Origin of the sequence: Actinomadura xylanilytica (genome assembly GCF_030283145.1) — a bacterium.
Classification (GTDB): Bacteria; Actinomycetota; Actinomycetes; order Streptosporangiales; family Streptosporangiaceae; genus Spirillospora; species Spirillospora xylanilytica.
Genome location: NZ_JASNWE010000004.1, coordinates 680,954 through 703,249 on the forward strand (window position 1 = coordinate 680,954; position 22,296 = coordinate 703,249).

A 22,296-nucleotide genomic window follows, 5' to 3' on the forward strand; every position below is an offset into this window, starting at 1 on the left:
TTCTGCTCGAATCGATCACCTGAGAAATAGGGCCCCTGGGCCCTAAGGTCTACGCCTGGAAAAGGACCCCGTTTACGCACGGTCGCAGAATGTGAGCGCCGCCAAGGGCTCGTCGGCCGTTGAGAACGAGGCCGGCGAAGGCGCTCTCCTCCTCGGGCGGGCGCGGGGCCTGTCTCAAAGTGCCCAGCCGTTGCGCGAGCGCGCTACCTGGCCGGTGGGGCGAAGCCGGAGGCGAGCCTCACCGGCCAGATCGCGAAGCGATGTCGCGCTCGCCCGAGCACGGTCGGCGTCCGAGCCGCCAGGCGAGGACGCCGGGCCGGGCGAGCAAGAAACTACGCATCGCCGAACACGCGGGTGTAGAGGTCGCGGGCGTGGGCGGTGGGCGAGGGCTCGCCGGGGACGATCCGGAAGGTGGGCTCGCCTCCGGCGTCCCGCTCGGTGGTGAGGAACAGCCGGCCGGGGTCCGCGTCGGCGTGCATGCGGCGAGCCAGGTCGTACAGGTGCGTCACGAACACCACGCGCACGCCGAGGCCGGTCAGCGCACGGATGATCTCGGCCGCGATGTCGGAGCCCTCGCGCTCGTTGGTGGAGGCGAACGACTCGTTGCACAGCAGCAGCGCGCCGGGGCTCAGCCGGTCGACGACCGCGCTCATCCTGGCCAGCTCCTCGTCCAGCTTGCCGCTGGACATCGAGCGGTCCTCCTCGCGCCTGAAGTGGGTGAAGATCCCGTGGGCGACGGGGGCCGCGAAGCGCCGCGCGGGGACGAACATCCCGCACTGCATCATGAGCTGCGCCGTCCCGACGCTGCGCAGGAAGGTCGACTTCCCGCCCCGGTTCGTGCCGGTGACCATGATCAGCGCGGCCCCGGCCGCGTCGAGGTCGTTGCCGACCGCCCCGCCGCGCAGCAGCGCCAGGCACGGCTCGTAGAGGTTCCGCGCGGACGGGGCCGGGTCCCCCACCTGCGGCATGCAGATCGGGAGGCCCAGGCCGGTGAGGGACTCGGCGAGGTTGAGGCAGCCGACGTAGAAGCCCAGCTCGTCGCGCAGGGCGAGGAAGAAGTCGCGGACGTGCGCGGCCGAGTCGGCCGCCGCCCGCGAGACGTCGGCCAGGACGTGGTTGCGGAAGGCGGGCAGCGCGCGCCAGCTCTCCTCGTTGTCGGCCGGGGCGGTGAAGGTCAGCCCGGACTTGCGGAACCGCCGGACGGACGGGTCGCGCCCCTTGCCTGGCGGCTCGTGCAGGCGGAAGCCGGTACTGCTGTTGCCCGGTCCGAGGCGCGCCTCGGCGAGGATGCCGTGCTCGAACTGGAGCTGGTCGAGCAGTGCCTCCGCGCCGCGGAGGTAGTCCTCGTCCAGCTCGGTCCGCAGGGAGGCGAACAGCCGGGTGAAGCCGGGCGAGCGGAAGGCGCGCGCGTGTCCGGACGCGAGGTCGCGGAGCCGCCGGAGCTGCCCGCAGGACTGCTCCAGCATCCGCAGCGACCGGCTGAAGGTCGCGCCGTGGAAGATCCGCTGCTGCTCGGTGACCGCCTCGGTGGCCAGCGCGTGCAGGGACCGGACGGCGGACGGGTTCTCCAGGCAGTCGCCGAGCACCCGCTGCCGGTGGGCGATGGCCGCCGGGTCGGTGAGCGGGGCGAGGGTCACCGTCCGGGACGCGGCGTACAGGCCCTCGTCCCCGCGCGCCATGGCCGCCCACAGGCCGTCGAGCTGAAGGTCGTCGGCGTCGGCGTCGGCGGGCGGCGCAGCGCCGTCGCCCGCGAACAGCAGTCCGGGCCTCATCGGCGCACCCTTCCGATGATCTGCGCGTGGGTGAGGCCGTGCCGCTCGGCGATGGCGAGCGCGTGGGCGCGGCCGTCGGCGGGCCGCCGGACCACCTTGTAGGTGCGGGTCGTGCTGTCTCCGGCCACGGTGCCGACCATGCTCACCGCCGTGGGGCTCATCAGGGACAGCTCGTCGACGAAGCTCACCCACAGGCAGGGCGCGTCCAGTCGGACGATCGAGGCGAGCAGGGCTTCGCTGAGCAGGCGCGCGTCGTCCGGGGTCGTCGAGCTGAGGATCTCGTTGAGGACGATGACGCTCCGCGGGGTCGCGTGCTCAAGGATCGTGCGCATCCGCAGCAGCTCCTCCTCCAGCTTGCTGGCCAGCCCGCCGAAGGTCTCCCTGCGCTCGAAGTGGGTGAAGACGCGGTCCGGCAGGAAGATCCGCACCTCTTGTCCCGGGACGGGGCAGCCCAGCGCGGCGAGGTGGTGCAACTGGCCGAACGCGCGCGCCAGGGTGGTCTTGCCGCCCTGGTTCGGCCCGGAGACGACCAGGACGCGCTCGGCACCGTCCAGGCGCAGGTCGTTGGTCACCGCGCGTCCGCCGTCGGCGGCCAGCTTGGCGGCCAGCGCCAGATCGTAGACGTCGCGGGCGAGCAGCTCCCCGCCGGTGGCCGAGACCGCCGGGTAGCAGGTCGGCATGCCCGCCTCGCGCACGGGCGCGAGGAAGGCCAGGTAGCCGAGGTAGAACCGCAGTTCGCGGTCGGCGCGGACGATCTCCGCGGACACGAAGTCCCGGTGCGCACCGTGGAACGCGGCCAGGTCGCCGAACAAGGCGGGGAACAGCTCGGCGACCAGGTCCAGGATGCCCGCCTCGACGACGTCCAGGCCGAGCGCGGGCGCCGTGTCCTCGTGCTCCTCGGGCGGCGGCTCCTGCCGGAACCGCTCGAACGTCGCCAGGACGCGTTCGGTGTAGTCGAACCGTCCGTCCTCGTCGTGCGGGGCGACGCCGGCCTGGTCGCCGCGCAGGAGGATGTCGTAGCGGACCTCGCCGAGCCGGTCGCGCAACCGCCGCGCCCCCTCGCGCAGAGCGCCGAAGGGCGCGGCCCGGACGTGCTCGGCCACGTCGTCGCGGAGCGCCCGCAGGCCGGGCGAGGTCGCGGCGGACGTGTCGAGTCCTTCGGCGAGCCCGCTCACCGCCGCGGTGTAGTCGAGCACGATCTCCAGGAACCAGCGGTGCGCCTGCGGCGGGTGCTTCCTGCGCGCCAGCGCCTCCAGCCGGGTGCGCGTCCGGGCGACCGACGCGGTGAAGCGCTCGGCGACGCGGCGCACCGCCGGGTCCTCCAGGTCGCGGAAGATGTGCTGGCGGAAGGCGACCAGACCGGGGTCGCGCAGCGGGCGGCGGAAGTACGGGGCGACCGCCTCCGCGCCGGCCGCCTCCGTGGCCGCGCGCACGATCTGGTCGAGGTTCAGGTCGCGGAAGTGCCCGGGTTCCGCGACGCCCGGTTCCCCGGCGTGCTCGAGCGTTTCGAACAGGATGCTGCGAACGCCCATCCGGCCCCCGGTCTCTCGCCTGTACCGAAGATTCCAGCGAACGCCCAAAGTACAACGGAACGTCGACAGCGTGGGTGGGAATGTGGGCGCGTGATCCTCTGCCGGGTCCCGGGAGCGTCGGTGAGTGGGGCAGCCACAGGGGCTGCCCCGGTTCACGGCGCTCAGCCGATCAGGAACTTGCCTCCCCTGCTGATGGACGACCAGGACTTCGACAACGACGCCTTGTGGCGCGAGTTGTCGATCGGGTCCCACCAGTAGATGTACTTACCGCCGGTCGTCGAGTAGCCGTAGGCGACGATGATGTGACCGGTCTTGTCGCTGGTCGTGCGGCCGTAGGGACGGTGGCCGTACTGGACACCCCCCGCCATCACCCAGCCCTTCTTGGTGGAGTTGATGACGAACGTCCACAGGTTCCCGGCGTTGCTCGGGTGGGTGTTGATGAACTCGTGCTTGTTGCGGATGCCCGTGTTGTTCAGGCCCTTGATGTTATTGCTTCTGGTGGTACCTGACGTCTTCGTCGACATCTTGCCCGCGATGTACTTCTGCGAGGGCAGCTTCGACTTGCTGAGGAACCGGGACAGCAGCACCCGTCCAGCGGCGGGCGCGCAGTAGTAGCCGGTCGACTGCGTCTGCGTGACGATCGAGAGCGTCTTGGTGGTCTGGATCGAGATGCCGCCGGACGCGGGCGCGACCGGGGCGGTGACGGGCGCGCGCATGGGCGCGGTGGGCGCGGCGGGCGCCGCGGCGTGCGCGGCCGTCGGAATCGAGACGAGCAGAACGGTGGGGGCGAGGGCGAGCGCGCCGACGAATGCGCGCATGCCCGGAGGCTTGGCCATGGCGGGAATTCTGCTCGAATCGATCACCTGGGAAATAGAGTCCTCGGGCCCTAGATCACGCGCGCGGCGGCCGGTCCGGGATCCCGGAATCGCGTCCAAGCGTGCCGGACTGAGGCTTGTCGCCCGGACGCGCCCTGATCATCACCTCCCGGCCCCGGAGGGAGATTCGATCTACATGTAGATCATGATCAGAACATCCGCCCGGCGGATCGCCGCCGGTCTCGCCGCGTCCCTGTCCGTGACCGCGTGGACGGCCACCGCCGCGTCCGCGCGCGAGCTGCCCGAGCCCTCGTCCGCCGCCAAGGCGCGCACCGAGCTGAGCGGACTCACCGTGGCCGCGCCGCATTCGATGACCGGCTACAGCCGTGCCAAGTTCCCGCACTGGGCCCAGCAGGGCGCCGACTGCGACACCCGCGAGGTCGTGCTGAAGCGCGACGGCAGGAACGTCGCCCAGGACGCCAAGTGCCGCGCGGTGTCGGGCACCTGGCTCAGCGTCTACGACGGGAAGACCTTCACCTCCGCGTCCCAGCTCGACATCGACCATGTCGTCCCGCTCGCCAACGCCTGGAGGTCGGGCGCCGACACCTGGACCACCCCGCACCGCAAGGAGTTCGCCAACGACCTCGTCCACCCGCAGCTCGTCGCGGTCTCCGCCGCGTCCAACCGCTCGAAGGGCGATCAGAGCCCCGACCAGTGGAAGCCGCCGCTACGGTCCTTCTGGTGCACATACAGCCGAGCGTGGATCGACATCAAACACCTCTATCGCCTGAACGTCACCGCGGCGGAGCGGAGCAGCCTGACCGAGATGCTCGACACCTGCCGATGACCCATGAGGATCAGGTGACCGCGGGGCCCGGCGGGGTCATGACCGTCGAAGTCGGAGTGGTCACCGGGGACCTGACCGTCGTGACCACCGTCCGGGACGACAAGGCGCACATCGCCGTCCAGTACACCGGCGCGGACGAGTGGTACACGCTGCAAGGCAGCCCCGTTCCGCTCAGAGGACGCACTGGTGCGGACGTGCACCGGGAGGTCCTGGAGCGCGTCCGGGCCGGTGGCGAGGCCACGGCGCCGGACTGAAGGGCCGGGGTGGAGGGGCCGGGAATTGCTCGGCCCCTCCATCCGAAGCGTTCACGTTCGCGGCGGGTCCCGCTGCCCGCGGACGCTAGGCGAGCCGGAGGACCTCCGGGTTCGCGCAGTGCACCGGGGCGGCGCCGTCCAGGTAGCGGCGGACGTCGGCGGCGATGATGTCGGCGGCGTTCGCCGCGGTCTGCTTGCTCGCCCCGGCCAGGTGCGGCGTCATCACGATGCCGGGAGTGGTGAGCAGGCGCGATCCGGCCGGGATGGGCTCCTCGGGGAACACGTCGAACGCCGCCGCGAACAGGTGGCCGGAGTCGAGCGCGTCGCAGACGGCGGAGTAGTCGAGCAGCGCGCCGCGGGCGCAGTTGACGATGACCGACCCCTCGGGCATCGCGGCGAGCTGCGCGGCGCCGATCAGGCCGGTCGTCTCGGGCGTGACGCGGGCGTGCAGGGTGACGATGCGCGAGCGGCCCAGCGTCTCGTCGAGCGAGGCGAGGCGGGCGGAGCCGGCGAGCGCGTCCTGGGTGACATAGGGGTCGTACACCAGGACCTCGGCGCCGAGGGCCTCCAGCATCCGGGTGACGCGGCGTCCGATCGCGCCGTGGCCGACGAGGCCGACGGTGCTGCCCTCGATCTCGGGGCCGACCTCCTTGTACTGGTAGTAGTCGCTGCGCCAGCGCCCGGCGGCGAGCTCGGCGTGGGTGGCGGGGATCCGCCGCACCGCGGCGAGGATCATCGCCAGGGTGTGCTCGGCGGTGGCGGTCGCGTTGCGGCCCGGCGCGAACGACACCAGGACGCCGTGCTCGGTCGCGGCCTCGACGTTGGCGTTGACCGGCCCGCCGCGGCCGATGCCGAACAGCTTCAGGTCGGGGGACGCCGCCAGGATGCCGCGGGTGAGCGGCGCCATCTGGGTGAGGCAGATCTCGGCGCCCTGGAGGGCCTCGATCAGCTGGGCCTCGGTGCCGGACGCCTCGTCCACCTCGCCGACCCGGCCGAACGGCTCCAGCGGCCACGGCAGGGTCAGCTCGGCGATCTCCAGCCCGCCGTCCGGGACCTCGCGGCGCAGGGCCTCGATGAGCAGGCGGTTCTGGACGAAGTGGTCGCCTGCGGTCAGCACGCGGACGGTCATGAGGTCTCCAGGGCGGAAGCGGCGTGGTCGAGGGGGGTGTTGAACTCCAGCACCGACACCTGGCCGGGCCGGAGCGCGATCTCGCTGATGGCGCAGTTGCCGAGGCTGGGGAACAGCCGGCGGTACTCGCTCAGCGGCACCCCCATCAGGTGGCACAGCGACAGGCGGATCACGGTGGTGTGCGCGACGACCAGCACGCGGCCGTCGCGGTGCGCGGCGGCGATGTCGTCCAGGCAGGCGGTGAAGCGCTTGACGGCGGCGGCCGGGTCCTCGCCGCCCGGGAAGTGGTCGCGGACCGGGTCGCGGCGGAACGCCTCCAGCACCCCGGGGTCCATCTCGCCCACGGTCAGCCCCTCGCCCACGCCGAAGTCGAGCTCGCGCAGCCGCTCGTCGGACCGCAGCTCCAGGCCGGTGGCGTCCGCGCAGGCCCGGCCGGTCACCCGGGCGCGGCCGAGGGTGGAGGACCAGACGGCGTCCAGCCCGGCGGCGGCGGCCCAGACGGCGAGCCGCCCGGCCTGCGCCACGCCGCGCGCCGTGAGGCCGACGTCGCTGACTCCGGCATAGCGGTTCTCCCGGTGCCACTCGGATTCACCGTGGCGGACCAGTACGAGGCGGGTCATTCAGGGTTCCTTTTCCGGACGTGTGCGGCGGACGCGGGCGGGAGCCATCCACGGCGCTCCAGCTCGCCGACCAGCCGCAGGTACGAGTGTGCGTGGCGGGCCGCGGCGCCCGGCCGGGGGTCGATCGTCTCCTTCACCCGGACCATCCGGGCGGCGACCTCGGCCGGGTCCCGCCCCGCAGACGCCGCGAGGACGGCCATGCCGAGGGCGGGCTCCGCGTTCTGCGGGATGGTCAGGGAACGGCCGAGGACGTCGGCCCGGAGCCGGCACCAGTAGGCGCTCTTGGTCGCGCCGCCGGTGAGGACGATCCGGCCGTCCAGGGGCGCGCCGAGGGAGTCCAGGTGGTCGTAGGCGAGCCGCTCGACGTACGCGACGCCCCTCAGGACGGCCGCGTAGCGTTCGCCGTCGTCCGCGGGGGCGCCGAGGACGAACGGGCGGGCGTCGGGGGCGACGAACGGGAACCGCTCACCGTCGGCGCCGAGCGGGTAGGCGACCACATCGGTGTCCTCGTACGCGCGCGCGTCGGCTTCGAGCCGGTCCAGGTCGCGTCCGGCGAAGTCGCGCGCGATGACGCCGGCGCCCGTGCTGGACGCGCCGCCGGGCAGCCAGGTGCCGTTGGGCGCCTTGTGCGAGTAGACGGCGCCCGCCGGGTCGTGCAGCAGGTCGCGGGTCACGCCCTTCAGGACCAGGGTGGTGCCGAGGACGGAGTTCCAGCTCCCCGGCTCGACCACCCCGGCGCCGAGCTGCGCGGCGCAGCCGTCGGTCGCGCCGCCGAACACCGGAGTCCCGGCGGGGATGCCGGTGGCGTCCGCCGCGTCCGCGCCGACGGTGCCGAGCCGCGCGCCGGACCGGACCAGGGGCGGCAGCAGGCCGTCCGGCACGCCGAGGGCGGCCATCACCTCGTGCGGCCAGTCCTCCTCGATGAGGTCGGCGCCGGTCTTGAGGGAGCTGCTGAGGTCGGCCGCGACATCGCGGCCCACCAGGCACCGGTTGACGAAGTCGGTCTGCGACGCCAGCCGCGCGCCCGGGACCAGGGACGGCTCGTTCCGCAGCAGCCACATCAGCTTGGGCAGGCCCCACACGTCCTGCATGCGGCCGTAGCCGAGCCTGGCCCAGACGGCGCGTCCGGCCTCGTTGACGCGGGCGGTCTCGGCGGAGGCGCGCCGGTCGTCGTACATGAGGGCGGGCGTCAGCGGATTTCCGGAACGGTCCATCAGCAGCACCGTGCCGGACGTGCCGTCCACGGCGACGCCGCGCACGGCGCCCGCCGGGACGGTGCTCAGCGCCTGCCGGCAGGCCGTCCGGACCGCCGCCCACCAGGATGCGGGGTCCTGCTCGTGGCGGGGGCCGTCGCGCACACTGGTCAGCGGCTCGGCGCCGCTGCCCGCGATGCGGCCGTCACCGGTCACCGCGAGCGCGCGCACGCTCTGGGTGCCGAGGTCGATCCCCAGCCACACCTCGTCGTCTCCGGGAGTGGTCACGCCACCCCCTTGGCGCGGTCCCGCAGCCCCGCGAGACGGGAGCCGTGGGCGCGGACGTCGTCGCGCAGCACCAGCACGTCGCGGTACAGCTCGCGGTAGAAGCCGGTGTGCGCGGGGTCGGGCTCGAACGCGTCCCGCAGGGTCACGTACCGGTCGACGGCGTCCTCGATCCGGGAGACCCGGCCGGTGGCGGCCAGGCCCATCAGGAACGCGCCGCGGGCGCCCGGCTCGGCGTCCGCCGAGCGCAGCACCCGCAGGCCCGTCACGTCGGCGATGAGCTGCGCCCAGACCGCGCTGGACGCGCCGCCGCCGCAGATCCGCAGTTCGGTCGGCTGGGCGAGCGTCGCTGCCAGGCAGTCCTGGACGACCAGGCTCAGCCCCTCCAGGACGGCCAGCGCGATGTCCTCGCGCCGGTGCTCGAACGACAGGCCGAGGAACCCGCCCCGCACCAGCGGGTCGAGGAACGGCGAGCGCTCCCCGGCGGGCGACAGGTGCGGCAGGAAGACCAGGCCGCCCGCGCCCGGCCGCGCGCGGCTGGCGAGCTCGCCGAGCTCCGCCGGATGCGACAGCCCGAGCAGGTCGCAGGCCCACTGGACGACGTCGCCGCCCGAGAGCGTCGGGAACGCGCGCAGGTAGCGGCCGGGCAGGCCGAGCGCGATGGTGAACCCGGCCGGCTCGGCGTCCGGCGCCACCCCGCCCGCGACCGCCTGCGTGCACAGCGTCGTGCCGAGCACGCTGCACGCCTGCCCCGCCGAGACGGTGCCGCAGCCGATCGAGGTGGCGGCGATGTCGTAGGGCGCCATCACGACCGGCGTCCCGGCGGGCACCCCGAGCCGGTCCGCGGCGGCGCCGGTCAGCTCGCCGGTCCGGCCGTCGTCGGCCGCGATCGGGGGGAGCAGCCGCCGCGCCCACGGCATGCCGTAGAGGGCGAGCAGCTCGTCGGAGTAGGCGCCCCGGCGGATGTCGGTGAAGGGGGCGGAGGCGTCGGAGGTGTCGACGGCGACCCGTCCGGTCATCCGCGCGAAGAGCCAGCCGCCGCAGGTCAGCGCCGCCGCCGACCGCTCCAGCCGGGCCGGCTCGTGTTCGGCGAGCCAGGCCAGGATCGCGCTGGTGACGCCGGGGAACGGCAGCGAGCCGTTCAGCCGGAACGCCTCGCCCGGGACGCCCGCCTCATGCCAGGCGCGCACCACGTCGGCGGCGCGCCCGTCGTTCCACAGGATCGCGGGGCCGGTCGGCTCGGCGGCGCCGTCGACCAGCCAGACGCCGTCGCCCTGCGCGGTCACCGAGATCACCTCGACCGGCGCGTCCAGCCCGCCGGCCACCTGCCGGACGGCGGACGCGACGGTCTCCCAGACCAGGCCCATGTCCTGCTCGGCCCAGCCGGGCCGCGGCCGGTCCAGGTGCAGCGGCCGGCGGGCGACGACCGCCTCCCGGCCGGCGTCGTCGTACCCGACCGCCTTGATCACGGTGGTGCCCGCGTCCACGCACACCATGGCCATGGTTCCCCCTCTGTGCTGCTCGGACGGTGCTGCTCGGACGGTGCTGCTCGGACGGTGCTGCTGGAACGGTGCCGGCCGGTCAGGCGCGGCCGTGCGAGGCCCGCGACTTCCTGGCCACCGAGTCGAGCATGACCGCGAGCAGGAGCACCACGCCGGTCACCGTGAACCGGTAGGCCGAGTCGAGGTTCAGCAGCGTCAGGCCGCTGGAGATCGACTGGATGACCAGGATGCCGAGCAGCGCCGAGAACGCGCTGCCGCGCCCGCCGAACAGGCTCGTCCCGCCGATGACGACCGCGGCGATCGCGTTGAGGTTGACGTCGCCGCCGCCGCTGCTCTGGTTGGCCGCGGCGAGCCGCGCCGCAGCCAGCACGCCGCCGGCCGCCGCGAGCGAGGTGCCGAGCACGAACACCGAGGTGTAGATGGCGTTGACATTGATGCCGGCGCGGCGCGCGGCCTCGACGTTGCCGCCGACCGCGTACACCGACTTGCCCCACCCGGTCCGGGTGAGCGCGTAGTTCAGCAGCAGCGCCAGCACCACGAACAGCACGAACATCCAGCCGATGCCGCGCCCGCGGTCCAGGTACCAGACGACCGCGCCGAACCCGATCAGCACCGCGACGCTGCGCGCCGCGAGCACCGCCGTGGACGTGGCCGACAGCTTGGCCAGCCGCCGCTCGCGGGCGCCGAGCCAGCCGGTGCCGAACAGCCCCGCGGCGATGGCCACCACGAACACATACGACAGCCAGCCGGGCACGAAGTCGAGCTGCGCGAACCTCACCAGCCCCGAGTCGAACGGCAGGTTGATCGAGCCGTCCTTGCCGAGCACCTTGAGCTGGACGCCCATGAACGCCAGCAGCCCGGCGAGGGTGATGACGAAGCTCGGCACCCCGAAGCGGATGAACACCTGGGAGTAGACCAGCCCGATGATCGCGCCGCCCGCGACCGCGGCGGCCACCGCCAGCCACGGCGACATGCCCTGGTTGACGAAGAGCACCGCGGTGATCGCCGAGGACAGCCCGCTGACCGATCCGACCGACAGGTCGATCTGCCCGGTGAGCAGCACGCACACCAGGCCGAGGGAGATCATCCCGACCGGGACGCTCTCCATCAGCAGGTTGCCCAGGTTGGCGCTGGACAGGAAGTTCTGGTTGAGCGACTGGAACACGATCGCGATGACGACCAGGCCCAGGATCACCGGGACGAGCCCGAGGTCGCCGCCGCGGATCCGGTCGAGGCCGCCCGCGAGCGCGCCCTTCACGCCGGTCCTCCGGCGCAGCCGCTCGTCCTGGAGGTCGGTGGCCACCGCGGCGGCGGTGGTGCCGGTGTCGGTATCGGTGTCGGTCATGACGGGTCGTCCTCTCCCGGCGGGGTGTCCCCGCCCGGCACGGTGTCGCTCTTCGTCCCGGGCGCGGCGCCGCCCGAACGCTCCGCGCGGCGCGTCACCACGTTGTCGGTGGCGCCGGTGATGGCGGCGATGATGTCCTCGTTGGACACGTCCCGGACGGGGAAGACCCCGTTGTTGCGGCCGAGCCGCAGCACCGCGACGGTGTCGGCCACGGCGCGCACGTCCGGCATGCTGTGGCTGATCATGATGACGGCGTGCCCGTTGTCGCGGAGCCGCTCGACCAGGTTGAGCACCTCGGCGGTCTGCGCGACGCCGAGCGCGGCGGTCGGCTCGTCCAGCACGACGACCTTGGGGTCGCCCAGCAGCGACCGCGCGATCGCGACCGTCTGCCGCTGCCCGCCCGACAGCGAGGCGATCGGGATCCGCAGGGTCGGCAGCTTGGCCGAGAGCTGCCGCAGCAGCTCCCAGGAGCGGACCTCCATCGCCACCGAGTTCAGCCGGGTCGGGCGGATCTCCTGGCCGAGGAACAGGTTCTCGATGACGTTGAGGTTCTCGCAGAGCGCGAGGTCCTGGTAGACGGTCGCGATGCCGAGGCGCTGCGCCACCGCGGGGCTGGAGATGGTGACCTGCTCGTCCTGGAAGGTGATCGTCCCGGCGGTCGGGGCGTGCACCCCGGACAGGACCTTCACCAGCGTCGACTTGCCGGCGCCGTTGTCGCCGACCAGGGCCAGGACCTCGCCGGCCGAGACGTCCAGGTCGATGTCGGCGAGCGCCGCGACCGCGCCGAACGTCTTGGAGATCCCCCGGAGGCTGAGGACGCCGCGCGTCCCGGCCTCCGGGGCCTCTGCTGCTGGTTGCCGCACGCGCGGTACCTCCTCGGTCAGGGGGGGGACGGGGCGGCGGCGCCGGACCGGCGCCGCCGTCTCGGATGGATCGTCCGGCTACTTGAGGCCGAGCTCGTCGCAGCCGGCCTTGTAGTCGCCGGTGCAGATGTCGGCGACCTTCAGCGCGAAGCCCGGCTCGGTGACGACCTTGGTGAGGTTCTCGCGGCTGACCACCGTCGGGACGAACAGCTGCGACGGGGTGTCGAACAGCGTCGCCTTGGCCTCGGGCTTCTTGCCCTGGGCGAAGGTGGTGGCGACCTCGGCCGCCGCCTCCGCGACGATCTTGATCGGCTTGGAGATGGTGTTGTACTGGTCGCCCTTGACGATCCGCTGGATCGCGGCCAGCTCGGCGTCGTTGCCGGTCACCGGGGGCACCTTGGCCCCGGCGGCCTTGAACGCGGCGATGGTGGCGCCGCCGGTGCCGTCGTTGGCGGCGACCACGCCGGCGATCTGCCCCTTGAACTGGGTGACCTGGCCGGCGACCCAGTTCTGCGCCTTGGCCGGCTCCCAGCCGGGGGTGTCGAACTCGGCCAGCAGCTTGAAGCCGCTGCTGTCCACCGAGGTGTGGATGCCCTTCTTGATCAGCCCGGCGGCGGCGTCGGTCGGCGAGCCGTTGACCTCCAGGATCCCGCCCTCGGCCTTGGTCGACTTGAGCTGGTCGACCAGCGACTGGCCGATCATGGCGCCGATCTTCTCGTTGTCGAAGGAGACGTAGTAGTCGGCCTTGGCCTTGGGGATCGGCCGGTCGTAGGCGATGATCGGCACGTTCTTGGTCCGGGCCGAGTTGACGATGGTCGCCGCCGCGGCGGAGTCGACCGGGTCGATCACGATCGCCTTGACGCCCTGCGCGAGCATCGAGTCGGCCTGCTGCTGCTGCTTGGCCGCGTCGGCGCCGGCGTTCTGGTAGAGCACCTCGCACTTGGCGCAGAGCTGCTTGACCTTCGCCTTGAACAGCGGCGCGTCGAACAGCTCGTAGCGGGTGGAGGCGATGTCGGGCATCAGGAACGCGATCTTCGTGGCGCCATCGTCCGACGATCCGCATGCGCTGACCGTGGTGAGGGCGACGACCGAGGCGGCCAGCACGGCCGACAGGCGACGAGCCTTCATGGGAACACTCCTAGGGGGCACGGGGGAACCTCCCGGTTTCACATGCGGATCACTCATCCGCCCGAACCCGGACGCTTCCAAAGTGTTAAGGAGTTAACATTTGGGACCGTGACAACGTCAAGTTTGCAACATAGATCAACTCATGGATGTGACGAAAACGTGATGAAAACCGGCCATCTTGGCGCTGAGCTGGAGCTTTGATCTCACATCCCAGGTGTTAACTTCTGGTGGGCGCGTGACGCTCCGGCCGGCCGCCGGCGCGATGAGCGGAACCCACCTCAGAGGAACCCGCCTCCGAAGGGAGCACGTTGTCGACCAAGGACGATCCCGGGACCCCGCCGCCCTCCTCCCCCGACGGCCTGGCACTGCGGGTGCGGAGCCGGCGCCAGCGGATCCGGCAGCGGGTCAACCAGGAGGGCTTCGTCAGGATCGACTCCCTCGCCGAGTCGCTCGACGTCAGCATCATGACCATCCACCGCGACCTGGACGCGCTGGAGAGCGAGGGCTGGCTCCGCAAGGTGCGGGGCGGCGCCACCGCCCAGCCCTCCGCGTTCCACCACGGCGACGTCGCCTACCGCGCCGACGTGATGACCGACGCCAAGGGCCGGCTCGCGCAGGCCGCCCTCGAGCTGGTCCGGCCCGGCTCCTCGATCATGATCGACGAGAGCACGACCTGCCTCGCCCTCGCCGCGCGGCTGCCCGAGCGCGAGCCGCTCACCGTCATCACCAACTTCATGGCGATCATGAAGCTGCTGGCCCCCGAGCCGGGCATCGACCTCATCGGCCTCGGCGGCGCCTACTACCCGGCCTACGACGCCTTCCTCGGCATGCGCACCTGCGAGGCCGTCCAGTCGCTGCGCGCCGACGTGCTGTTCATGTCGACCACGGCGGTCACCGAGGGGTTCTGCTACCACCAGTCGCAGGAGACCGTGGCGGTCAAACGGGCCCTGATGCAGGCCGCGACCCTGCGGGTACTGCTCATCGACCACACCAAGTTCGGCAAGCACGGGCTGCACCAGCTCGCGCCGCTGTCGGACTTCGAGGCGGTGATCGTCGACGCGGGCGCGGCCGAGCGCGACCTCGCCCCGCTGCGCGCCCAGGGCGTCCGCCTGCACGTCCTCGGCCGGGACGAGGGTGCGGATCAGTCGCCGGACGTGCCCGCCTCGAGGATCGAGACGATCGAGTAGAGGGTGAAGCAGACCGCGCCGAGCCCGGCCGTCACCCGCGCCGGCACGAAGAAGGCGGGGTCGCCGGACGCCGCCTCGGACAGGAACGCCGAGAAGAACAGGCAGGCGAGCGCGGTCACCACCGGGATGATCGGGATCTGGCCGGCCAGCGCGGACGAGCGCCGCCACACCAGCCCGAGCAGCAGCACCTTGGACAGGATGCTGAAGCAGATCAGCCCGAGCGCGATCAGCACGCAGCCCGGCGCGATCCGGGCCGGGGAGTCCGAGCCCCACAGCACCAGCAGCCCGACCACGACCGCGATCGTCCCCATCGCGACGACGACCCAGCTCCACCGGTAGCGCTCGGCCTCGCCGTACTCGTTGCGGATCTGCCGGACGATGCTCGCCACCAGCGCGATCAGGCTGGTGCACACCAGCGCCAGCCCGAACACCACGTGCGCGGCGACGACGCGGAAGGTGCCGCCGGCGATGTAGAGCCCGATCGCCATCAGGAAGCCGACGACCGCGCAGGCCGCCGGGATGATGATCAGCACGGTGCCGGTCATGGCCGGGTAGGCGCCCTCGGGCGCGCCGGCCCCCGGCCGGGACGCGGCGCTCACCTTGATCAGATCGAACGCCGACGACGCCGTCGCCACCGTGCTCACGCAGGCGGCGACCAGCCCGACGCCGATGACCACGAAGCCCGCCACCTCGTGCGCGGGCGCGTCCCCCCACACCACCATCGTGATGCCCCAGATCACGGTGGCGAGCACCATCAGGTAGCCCGACACCGGCAGCGCCACCCGCCAGCGCGGCCCGTACCGGCCGATGATCTGCCGGATGATCGTCGCGGCGGTGGTGAAGAGCGCGTAGCAGATCGCGGTCAGCGCCACGCAGACCTGCCCGGCGGTGTAATGCGCGGACGTGTCGCCGCCGGTCCTGATGTAAATGCCGAAGGCCAGGCAGATCGCCGCCATCACCAAGGGAACGGCGCGATAGAAGATACTCATCCCGATGTTCACAATTCCTCCTCACGGTCGGGTGGCACGGTCATTCCTCGACGAATTTCGCGTCCGCCCCGACCCTTTGCTCCTCCTCGGTCTCGCGCATCCGAAAAACCTTGTCGATGACCTTTCCGATGATGAAGGTGACGACGAAGGTGTAGAGCGCGACGACCACGATCGCGACCGCCTGCTTGCCGAGCAGCGCCGCCGAGCCGCCGTGGAAGAGGCCCGCCGTCCCGGTCAGCTCGCCGGTGGACAGGAATCCGATCAGCAGGATCCCGACCATTCCGCCGGCGCCGTGGATCCCGGTCACGTCCAGGGTGTCGTCGTAGCCGAGCACCAGTTTGAGCTCCACCGCGAAGGTGCACACGATGGCGGCGACGATCCCGATGATGAAGGCGCCCTCGACGTTCACGTAGGCGCAGGACGGGGTGATCGCGACCAGCCCGGCGAGCGCGCCGCTGGTCGAGCCGAGCTTGGTCAGGTGCCGGGAGCGGATCCACTCCAGCAGCCGCCAGGTCAGCATCCCCGCACAGCCGGCGATCATGGTGCTGACGAAGGCGCGGGCGGCCACCGCCCCGTCGGTCAGCGCCGAGCCGGCGTTGAACCCGAACCAGCCGAACCACAGCAGCCCGAGGCCGAGCAGGACGAACGGGATGTTGCCCGGCCGCGGCCCCTCCTTGCGCCGGAAGCTGATCCCCGGGCCGAGCGCCAGGGCCAGCGCCAGCCCGGCGATGCCCGAGTTGATCTCGACTACCAGCCCGCCGGCGAAGTCCTGCACGCCCCACTTGTTGAGCCAGCCGGAGTCGTCGAAGACCCAGTGCGCGACCGGGGCGTAGACCAGCGTGAACCAGACGACGCCGAACAGGATCCACGGCCCGTACCGGGCCCGCCCGGCGATCGACCCGCTGATCAGCGCGACGGTGATGATGGCGAAGGTGAGCTGGAAGCACGCGAAGATGTAGGTGGGGATCTGCTGGTGGAGGTCCTGCGGCGAGATGTGCGCGAAGCGGAAGTCGCTCCAGCCGATGAGCCCGGCCCCGCCCAGGTCCTTCCCGAACGTCAGCCCGTACCCGTAGATGAACCAGACGACGGTGATCAGAGAAATGCAGGTGAAGCTCATATAGAGCGTCGTCAGCAAATTCTTCCCGCGCACCATTCCGCCATAGAAGAAGGCGAGCCCGGGTGTCATCAGCAACACCATCGCGGTACTCACCAGCATCCAGGCCGAATCGCCGGTGTTGATGCCACTGCCCATTCTCAGCCCCCTTTCCTCAATGGTCGATTCATGGTCTGCCACCCACGTCAGGTGATGCCGCGGCCGATGGCGTAGAAGAGCTCGGCGCACAGCAGGCCGATGACCAGGCTGCCGACGGCGTTCACCCCCGCCTTGGCGTACGAGCCGTCCTCCATCAGCGTCACGGTGTCCTTCTCGAAGGTGCTGAAGGTCGTGAGCGCGCCGCACAGGCCGGTGCCGAACAGGTGGTCCACCGAGTCGGGCGCGGCGGTGCCGACGATGAGGCCGAGAATGGACGTGCCGATCAGGTTGGCGGCCAGGGTGCCCCACGGGAACCCGTCCCCCGCCGCCTTCTTGAAGAACTCGGTGAGCAGGTAGCGGGCGGGCGCGCCGACCGCGCCGCCGATGACCACCAGAACGGCCGCGCCCATCAGCGCACCCCCCGCGCGACCGCGTGTCCGGCCCGCTGGCCGAGCCAGACCGCGAACCAGCCGAGCAGGACGCACAGCACCGTGTAGCCGATGCCGAGCGGCCAGTGCCCGTCCCCGAGCATCGTCCGGACCTGCGTCATGAAGTGCGAGAACGTCGTGAATCCGCCAAGGAACCCGGTGACCAGCAGCGCGTTGGCGTACTTCCCGGACGGCCACAGCTCGCTCAGCGACATCGACAGGAACCCGATGAACAGGCATCCGGAGATGTTGACCAGGAAGGTGCCGAGCAGCGCGGTGTGGTCGGGCTCGGAACCGACCGCCTCCGACACCAGGTAGCGGCACAGGCTGCCGGCCGCGCCGCCGACGGCGACGGCCGCGATCGCGGTGAGCTCCTTGGCGGGGATCATGACCGGCGCCGGTCCGGTGCGGGGACGCCGATGAGCAGCCGCCGCACCGCGTCCCACGCGGCGCGCATGGCGGCGGCGACCTCGGGCGACTCGGCGCCGAGGACGCGCGCCCAGGCGCCGCTGTCCTCCGGCAGGACGCTGGCGCCCGCGGGCAGGCCGGTGTCCGCGAGCGCTGTGTGCAGAGCGGCCGCCACCACGTCGGCCGGGGCCTTCCGGGTGACCACGAACAGCGAGGCCATCACGCCGTGCCCGCCGAGCACGGCGGGCCCCGTCACCCCGTCGCGCCCGCCCACCCCGTCGCGCCCGCTCACGGCGTCGCCGTCCGGCAGCAGGCGGAGCGGGTCGGCGAACAGGGTCCGGCCGTCCGGGGCGCGCACCTCCAGATCGGTGCAGAACGCCGCGTAGTCGTTGCGCTCGCCCCGGGCGAGCCGTCCCAGGATGACCGTCTCGCCCAGCACGACGGTGGCGGACGGGTCGGCGGTCAGGACGGTCCGCTGGTAGAAGCGGGAGTCCTTGAACGGGATCGTGGGATCGGGCAGGTACTCCAGGTAGGCACCGGGGCCGGCGGTGAGGTTGACGAGCTGGGAGGCGTAGTCGGCCTCCATCCGGTAGATCTTGCCGGCCGCCTGCGTGGTCAGGTGGACCGCGGTGTCCGGGCCGCACTCGACGTCGATCCGGTACCGGTCGCCCTGGAGGACGCCGCCACCGGACTGCATGATCAGCAGGAACGGCATGTCCGGGCGCTCGGGGTCGTAGTACAGCGGCTGCATGATCTGCAACGGCGTCTTCTGGTAGTGCCCGGTCAGCTCGGTCCGCGTCGCGCGCCGGGAGAACGCCAGCTCCAGCAGCCCGACCTTCCCGGGGCTGCCGACGGGCAGGGTGTCCGGGACCGACGCGTAGCGGGTCACCGGCTCGGGCGTCCGCTCGATCGTGTAGTGGTCGGGGTGGAGCCTCATGCCGGCGCCATCCGGCGGCTGTCCACGAAGTCGGCGACCTCGGCGACGCCGGCGCCGGTCAGGCAGTCGGTGAGGATCACCGGGCCGTCGCCGCGGACCGCGTGCGCGTCCCGCTCCATCACCGCCACGTCGGTCCGCACGTACCGGGCGATGTCGATCTTGTTGATCACCAGCAGGTCGGAGTCGGTGATGCCGGGCCCGCGCTTGCGCGGCATCTTCTCGCCCTCGGCGGTGTCGAGCACGAACACGTACACATCGGCGAGGGCCGGGCTGAAGGTGAGCGTCAGGTTGTCGCCGCCGCTCTCGAACAGCAGGGTGTCCATGTCGCCGAACCGGTCCCGCATCTCCGCGGCGGCGGCCAGGTTCATCGTCGGGTCGTCCCGGACGGCGGTGTGCGGGCACGCGCCCGTCTCCACGCCGACGACCCGCTCGGGGTCCAGCACCCCGGCCAGCTCGCGCCGGACGTGCTGGGCGTCCTCCTGGGTGTAGATGTCGTTGGTGATCACCCCGACGCTGTGCCCGCGCTCGATCAGCAGCGGCACCAGCGCCTCGATCAGCGCGGTCTTGCCGGAGCCGACCGGGCCGCCGATGCCGATCTTGAACACGTCGTCCATGAAGTCCTCCTAGGTGGTGAACAGGCGCGCGGGCGCGCGCTCGTGCACGGCCGACAGGACGTCGGCCAGCGGCACCGTCCCGCCGATGTCGCCGGGCGACTCGCGCGCCAGCGCGGCGCGGGCGGCCTCCTCGATCACCGGCGCCAGCCCTCGCAGCACGGCCTGCGCCTGCCGGAAGTCGATCCGGCCGAGGCGGACCGCGGCGGTGGTGCAGCTCAGCGCGAAGGCGAACAGGTCGCCGACCACCGCGTCGTCCGCGGGCACCTCCTGGCCCGCGTACACGACGCCGACGACGACCGCGTGGTTGCCGAGCGCCGCGCCCTGCCGGACGAGGGCGGCCAGCGTCTCCAGCTCCGGCCCCCCGAACACCACGGCCGCCGTCTCCAGCACCTGCCGCCCGGTCCGGACGGAGGCGCGGCGCAGCTCGCGGTTCAGCTTGACCGCGTGCAGCCGCCGGTCGACCGCGGCGACGGCCGCCCAGTCGTCCCGCCGGACGGCCCGGTGCGCCTGCGCCAGCGCGGTCGCGTCGCCGGGCCCGGCGGAGTGCCGCAGCAGGTCGGCGACGACCGCCGCGATCTCCTCCGGCCCCGACGCCGCGGACGCCTCCAGGCCGTGCGACAGCGTGTAGAGCCCGCTCGGGAAGGCCGAGTCGGTGAGCTGGAGCTGGGCCAGCAGCGGGCCGTGCCCGTCGGCGCGGCCCGGCCCGCTCACCGGCTCGGCTCCGCCCGTGCGGCCTGGCCCGCTCACGCGATGAAGTAGCGCTGGGTCAGCGGCAGCTCCTGGGCCGGCGCGATGGTGGCCCGCTGGCCGTCGACCGTGACCGCGTAGGTCTCCGGATCGACCTCGATCCTCGGTACGGCGCTGTTGCGGATCATGTGCCGCTTGTCGACGGTGCGGCAGTGCGACACGCCCTCGATCTGGCGGCGCAGCCCGAGGGCCTCGGGCACCCCGGCATCGATCCCGGCCTGCGACATGAACGTGACGCAGGTCGACTGGAGCGCGCCGCCGAACGCGCCGAACATCGGCCGGTAGTAGATCGGCTGCGGGGTGGGCAGCGAGGCGTTCGGGTCGCCCATCGGCGCCCAGTTGATCACGCCGCCCTTGATCACCATGGCCGGCTTGGCAGCGAAGGCGTTGATCGGCCACAGCACGACGTCGGCGAGCCTGCCGTCCTCCAGCGAGCCGACCGTGTCGGCGATGCCGGTGGTGCGCGCCGGGTTGATGGTGCACTTGGCCAGGTAGCGCAGCACCCGCTCGTTGTCGTTGCGCGCCGAGTCCTCGGGCAGCTTGCCGTGCTGGTCCTTGTTGTGGTGCGCGACCTGGAAGGCCCGGGTGAACGACTCGCCCACCCGGCCCATCGCCTGCGAGTCGGACGAGACCATGCTGATCACGCCGAGGTCGTGCAGGACGGTCTCGGCCGCGATCGTCTCGGCCCGCACCCGGCTGTCGGCGAACGCGACGTCCTCGGGGACGTTGTAGTTCAGGTGGTGGCAGACCATCGTCATGTCGAGCAGCTCGTCGACCGAGTTGACCGTGTACGGCAGCGTCGGGTTGGTCGAGGACGGCAGCACGTTCGGCTCGCCCGCGATCCGCATGATGTCGGGGGCGTGCCCGCCGCCCGCGCCCTCGGAGTGGTAGGTGTGGATCGCGCGGCCGTCGATCGCGCTGATGGTGTCCTCGAGGAACCCGCCCTCGTTGAGGGTGTCGGTGTGGATCGCGACCTGGACGTCGTACTCGTCGGCGACGGTCAGCACGCAGTCGATGACGGCCGGGGTCGCGCCCCAGTCCTCGTGCACCTTGAGCGCGCAGGCGCCGGCCTCGAGCTGCTCGTGCAGCGGTCCGGGCAGGCTGCTGTTGCCCTTGCCCATGAGGCCGATGTTGATCGGCAGGCCCTCGCACGCCTGGAGCATGCGGGCGAGGTTCCACGGTCCGGGCGTGCAGGTCGTGCCGCGGGTGCCGTCGGACGGGCCGGTGCCACCGGCGATCAGCGTGGTGATCCCGTTGGTCAGCGCGGCCTGCACCTGCTGCGGCGAAAGGAAGTGCATGTGCGGGTCGATCGCGCCGGCCGTGGCGATCAGGTGCTCACCGGAGACCACCTCGGTGCCCGGCCCGACGATGAGCCGCCGGTCGACCCCGTTCTGCACGTGCGGGTTGCCGGACTTGCCGATCCCGGCGATCCGGCCGTTCTTGATCCCGATGTCGCCCTTGACCACCCCGATCATCGCGTCGATCACCACCACGTTGGTGATCACCATGTCCAGCGCCAGGGTGTGGTTGCGCGACCCGGGGTCGGCGCCCATGCCGTCGCGGGCGGTCTTGCCGCCGCCGTAGAGGATCTCGTCGCCGTACAGCCCCTCGCTGTGGTCCTTCTCCACCTCGACGACCAGGTTGGTGTCGGCGAGCTGGAACCGGTCCCCCACGGTGGGGCCGTACATGTCGGTGTACTGCTTGCGGGTCAGGGTGGCCATCAGGATTTGCCCTTCTTGGTGGTACGGGTGCGTGACGACCGGCTCGGCGCCTTGGCCGTCACGGCCCCCTTGCTCGTTCTGGCGGCGGCCGTCCGCTTCGGCGCGGCCCTGCCCGCGGTCTTGGCCGCGGCCTTCGGCGCCGCCTTGCCCGCCGCCTTCGGCGCCGCCTTGCCCGCCGGCTTCGGTGCGGCCTTGCCCGCCGGCTTCGGTGCGGCCTTGCCCGCCGGCTTCGGTGCGGCCTTGCCCGCCGGCTTCTTGGCGGCCGGCCGCTTCGCCGCCGCCCGCGCCGCCTTCGGCACTTCAAGCTCGGTCTTCGCGGACTTGGGCTTGCGCACCTTGACCGTGGCGTCCCTGACGTTCTGGAAGCCCTGCTCGGCCATCCGGGCCACCGCGTTGCGGTGCGTCTGCTCCGAGCGGAGGCCGCCGTTGACCAGGCCCGCGAAGCCGACCACCCGCATGCCGCCGCCGTACTCCACCAGGTCCACCCGGTGCGAGTCGCCCGCCTCGATCCGGACCGCGGTGCCCGCCGGGATGTCCAGCCGCCGCCCGTAGGCGCGCTCGCGGTCGAAGCTGAGCGCCCGGTTGGCCTCGAAGAAGTGGTAGTGCGAGCCGATCTGGACGGCCCGGTCGCCGGTGTTGCGGACCGTCATCGTGACGACGGACCGGCCGGCGTTGATCTCGATCGAGCCCTCGCCGTAGATGTAGTCGGGCATGACGTCTCCCTTCGG

General features: G+C 72.1%; 22 protein-coding genes. 3 read left to right on the forward strand and 19 right to left on the reverse strand.

Features of this window, described 5'->3' with window-relative positions:
- Positions 1-332: 332 nt before the first annotated feature.
- The 3 genes from QP090_RS27050 to QP090_RS27060 all read right to left on the reverse strand — a co-directional run bounded on the left by QP090_RS27050 (position 333) and on the right by QP090_RS27060 (position 4,140).
- The gene (locus tag QP090_RS27050) at positions 333-1,772 is read right to left on the reverse strand and encodes a MutS-related protein (RefSeq protein ID WP_285942224.1); all 1,440 of its coding nucleotides are present in this window, start codon (positions 1,770-1,772) and stop codon (positions 333-335) included.
- Positions 1,769-3,304 carry a MutS-related protein gene (locus QP090_RS27055; RefSeq protein WP_285942225.1) on the reverse strand — a complete coding sequence of 512 codons (1,536 nt, stop codon included), beginning with the start codon at positions 3,302-3,304 and terminating at the stop codon, positions 1,769-1,771. The genes QP090_RS27050 and QP090_RS27055 overlap by 4 nt, the downstream gene beginning before the upstream one ends.
- A gap of 161 nt (positions 3,305-3,465) precedes the next feature.
- Complete coding sequence (locus QP090_RS27060; RefSeq protein WP_285942226.1) at positions 3,466-4,140, reverse strand: C39 family peptidase; 675 nt, start codon at positions 4,138-4,140, stop codon at positions 3,466-3,468.
- A 184-nt stretch (positions 4,141-4,324) separates the two neighbouring features.
- Here QP090_RS27060 and QP090_RS27065 point away from each other — a divergent pair, with 184 nt between their 5' ends.
- On the forward strand, positions 4,325-4,966 hold the full coding sequence (locus QP090_RS27065) for an HNH endonuclease family protein (protein ID WP_285942227.1): 642 nt from the start codon (positions 4,325-4,327) through the stop codon (positions 4,964-4,966).
- A complete protein-coding gene (locus QP090_RS27070) occupies positions 4,963-5,220 on the forward strand; it encodes a hypothetical protein (RefSeq protein ID WP_285942228.1) in 258 nt (85 codons plus the stop codon). Before QP090_RS27065 ends, QP090_RS27070 begins: the two co-directional genes overlap by 4 nt.
- Positions 5,221-5,305: 85 nt before the next feature.
- On the opposite strand, the gene QP090_RS27075 is transcribed toward QP090_RS27070, so the two are convergent.
- From QP090_RS27075 to QP090_RS27105, 7 genes are all read right to left on the reverse strand, one after another.
- Positions 5,306-6,349 carry a 2-hydroxyacid dehydrogenase gene (locus tag QP090_RS27075; protein ID WP_285942229.1) on the reverse strand — a complete coding sequence of 348 codons (1,044 nt, stop codon included), beginning with the start codon at positions 6,347-6,349 and terminating at the stop codon, positions 5,306-5,308.
- The gene (locus tag QP090_RS27080; protein WP_285942230.1) at positions 6,346-6,969 is read right to left on the reverse strand and encodes a histidine phosphatase family protein; all 624 of its coding nucleotides are present in this window, start codon (positions 6,967-6,969) and stop codon (positions 6,346-6,348) included. The genes QP090_RS27075 and QP090_RS27080 overlap by 4 nt, the downstream gene beginning before the upstream one ends.
- A complete protein-coding gene (locus QP090_RS27085) occupies positions 6,966-8,450 on the reverse strand; it encodes an FGGY-family carbohydrate kinase (RefSeq protein WP_285942231.1) in 1,485 nt (494 codons plus the stop codon). The genes QP090_RS27080 and QP090_RS27085 overlap by 4 nt, the downstream gene beginning before the upstream one ends.
- A complete protein-coding gene (locus tag QP090_RS27090) occupies positions 8,447-9,949 on the reverse strand; it encodes an FGGY-family carbohydrate kinase (RefSeq protein WP_285942232.1) in 1,503 nt (500 codons plus the stop codon). The genes QP090_RS27085 and QP090_RS27090 overlap by 4 nt, the downstream gene beginning before the upstream one ends.
- Before the next feature lie 79 nt (positions 9,950-10,028).
- Positions 10,029-11,294 (reverse strand): sugar ABC transporter permease, encoded by a 1,266-nt coding sequence (locus tag QP090_RS27095; RefSeq protein ID WP_285942233.1) that lies wholly within the window; start codon positions 11,292-11,294, stop codon positions 10,029-10,031.
- A complete protein-coding gene (locus tag QP090_RS27100; RefSeq protein WP_285942234.1) occupies positions 11,291-12,157 on the reverse strand; it encodes an ATP-binding cassette domain-containing protein in 867 nt (288 codons plus the stop codon). The genes QP090_RS27095 and QP090_RS27100 overlap by 4 nt, the downstream gene beginning before the upstream one ends.
- Before the next feature lie 78 nt (positions 12,158-12,235).
- Complete coding sequence (locus tag QP090_RS27105; protein ID WP_285942235.1) at positions 12,236-13,285, reverse strand: substrate-binding domain-containing protein; 1,050 nt, start codon at positions 13,283-13,285, stop codon at positions 12,236-12,238.
- Between the two features lie 308 nt (positions 13,286-13,593).
- On the opposite strand from QP090_RS27105, the gene QP090_RS27110 reads away from it, so the two are divergent.
- Complete coding sequence (locus tag QP090_RS27110; RefSeq protein WP_285942236.1) at positions 13,594-14,472, forward strand: DeoR/GlpR family DNA-binding transcription regulator; 879 nt, start codon at positions 13,594-13,596, stop codon at positions 14,470-14,472.
- On the opposite strand, the gene QP090_RS27115 is transcribed toward QP090_RS27110, so the two are convergent.
- From QP090_RS27115 to QP090_RS37740, 9 genes are read right to left on the reverse strand one after another with little or no spacing between them, the layout of a single operon-like run.
- Positions 14,427-15,461: a DUF2776 family protein gene (locus tag QP090_RS27115; RefSeq protein WP_285942237.1), complete on the reverse strand. Its 1,035-nt coding sequence runs from the start codon at positions 15,459-15,461 to the stop codon at positions 14,427-14,429. The genes QP090_RS27110 and QP090_RS27115 overlap by 46 nt on opposite strands.
- Before the next feature lie 40 nt (positions 15,462-15,501).
- Complete coding sequence (locus tag QP090_RS27120) at positions 15,502-16,713, reverse strand: ammonium transporter (RefSeq protein WP_285942238.1); 1,212 nt, start codon at positions 16,711-16,713, stop codon at positions 15,502-15,504.
- A gap of 47 nt (positions 16,714-16,760) precedes the next feature.
- Positions 16,761-17,123 carry a fluoride efflux transporter CrcB gene (gene crcB / locus QP090_RS27125; protein ID WP_285942239.1) on the reverse strand — a complete coding sequence of 121 codons (363 nt, stop codon included), beginning with the start codon at positions 17,121-17,123 and terminating at the stop codon, positions 16,761-16,763.
- Positions 17,123-17,530: a fluoride efflux transporter FluC gene (locus QP090_RS27130; protein ID WP_285942240.1), complete on the reverse strand. Its 408-nt coding sequence runs from the start codon at positions 17,528-17,530 to the stop codon at positions 17,123-17,125. The genes crcB and QP090_RS27130 overlap by 1 nt, the downstream gene beginning before the upstream one ends.
- Entirely contained in the window at positions 17,527-18,486 is a 960-nt protein-coding gene (locus QP090_RS27135) for an urease accessory protein UreD (RefSeq protein WP_285942241.1), read from the reverse strand. The genes QP090_RS27130 and QP090_RS27135 overlap by 4 nt, the downstream gene beginning before the upstream one ends.
- Positions 18,483-19,100: an urease accessory protein UreG gene (gene ureG / locus QP090_RS27140; protein ID WP_285942242.1), complete on the reverse strand. Its 618-nt coding sequence runs from the start codon at positions 19,098-19,100 to the stop codon at positions 18,483-18,485. The genes QP090_RS27135 and ureG overlap by 4 nt, the downstream gene beginning before the upstream one ends.
- Positions 19,101-19,109: 9 nt before the next feature.
- The gene (locus QP090_RS27145) at positions 19,110-19,847 is read right to left on the reverse strand and encodes an urease accessory protein UreF (RefSeq protein ID WP_285942243.1); all 738 of its coding nucleotides are present in this window, start codon (positions 19,845-19,847) and stop codon (positions 19,110-19,112) included.
- On the reverse strand, positions 19,844-21,568 hold the full coding sequence (ureC, locus tag QP090_RS27150) for an urease subunit alpha (protein ID WP_285942244.1): 1,725 nt from the start codon (positions 21,566-21,568) through the stop codon (positions 19,844-19,846). The genes QP090_RS27145 and ureC overlap by 4 nt, the downstream gene beginning before the upstream one ends.
- The gene (locus QP090_RS37740; protein WP_285942245.1) at positions 21,568-22,281 is read right to left on the reverse strand and encodes an urease subunit beta; all 714 of its coding nucleotides are present in this window, start codon (positions 22,279-22,281) and stop codon (positions 21,568-21,570) included. Before QP090_RS37740 ends, ureC begins: the two co-directional genes overlap by 1 nt.
- Positions 22,282-22,296: the final 15 nt, after the last annotated feature.

Bases quoted from the DNA above. Each gene is read 5' to 3' on its own strand.
- QP090_RS27050 (WP_285942224.1), bottom strand. From the start codon at position 1,772: ATGAGGCCCGGACTGCTGTTCGCGGGCGACGGCGCTGCGCCGCCCGCC.
- QP090_RS27055 (WP_285942225.1), bottom strand. From the start codon at position 3,304: ATGGGCGTTCGCAGCATCCTGTTCGAAACGCTCGAGCACGCCGGGGAA.
- QP090_RS27060 (WP_285942226.1), bottom strand. From the start codon at position 4,140: ATGGCCAAGCCTCCGGGCATGCGCGCATTCGTCGGCGCGCTCGCCCTC.
- QP090_RS27065 (WP_285942227.1), top strand. From the start codon at position 4,325: ATGATCAGAACATCCGCCCGGCGGATCGCCGCCGGTCTCGCCGCGTCC.
- QP090_RS27070 (WP_285942228.1), top strand. From the start codon at position 4,963: ATGACCCATGAGGATCAGGTGACCGCGGGGCCCGGCGGGGTCATGACC.
- QP090_RS27075 (WP_285942229.1), bottom strand. From the start codon at position 6,349: ATGACCGTCCGCGTGCTGACCGCAGGCGACCACTTCGTCCAGAACCGC.
- QP090_RS27080 (WP_285942230.1), bottom strand. From the start codon at position 6,969: ATGACCCGCCTCGTACTGGTCCGCCACGGTGAATCCGAGTGGCACCGG.
- QP090_RS27090 (WP_285942232.1), bottom strand. From the start codon at position 9,949: ATGGCCATGGTGTGCGTGGACGCGGGCACCACCGTGATCAAGGCGGTC.
- QP090_RS27095 (WP_285942233.1), bottom strand. From the start codon at position 11,294: ATGACCGACACCGATACCGACACCGGCACCACCGCCGCCGCGGTGGCC.
- QP090_RS27105 (WP_285942235.1), bottom strand. From the start codon at position 13,285: ATGAAGGCTCGTCGCCTGTCGGCCGTGCTGGCCGCCTCGGTCGTCGCC.
- QP090_RS27115 (WP_285942237.1), bottom strand. From the start codon at position 15,461: ATGAGTATCTTCTATCGCGCCGTTCCCTTGGTGATGGCGGCGATCTGC.
- QP090_RS27120 (WP_285942238.1), bottom strand. From the start codon at position 16,713: ATGGGCAGTGGCATCAACACCGGCGATTCGGCCTGGATGCTGGTGAGT.
- crcB (WP_285942239.1), bottom strand. From the start codon at position 17,123: ATGGGCGCGGCCGTTCTGGTGGTCATCGGCGGCGCGGTCGGCGCGCCC.
- QP090_RS27130 (WP_285942240.1), bottom strand. From the start codon at position 17,530: ATGATCCCCGCCAAGGAGCTCACCGCGATCGCGGCCGTCGCCGTCGGC.
- QP090_RS27135 (WP_285942241.1), bottom strand. From the start codon at position 18,486: ATGAGGCTCCACCCCGACCACTACACGATCGAGCGGACGCCCGAGCCG.
- ureG (WP_285942242.1), bottom strand. From the start codon at position 19,100: ATGGACGACGTGTTCAAGATCGGCATCGGCGGCCCGGTCGGCTCCGGC.
- ureC (WP_285942244.1), bottom strand. From the start codon at position 21,568: ATGGCCACCCTGACCCGCAAGCAGTACACCGACATGTACGGCCCCACC.
- QP090_RS37740 (WP_285942245.1), bottom strand. From the start codon at position 22,281: ATGCCCGACTACATCTACGGCGAGGGCTCGATCGAGATCAACGCCGGC.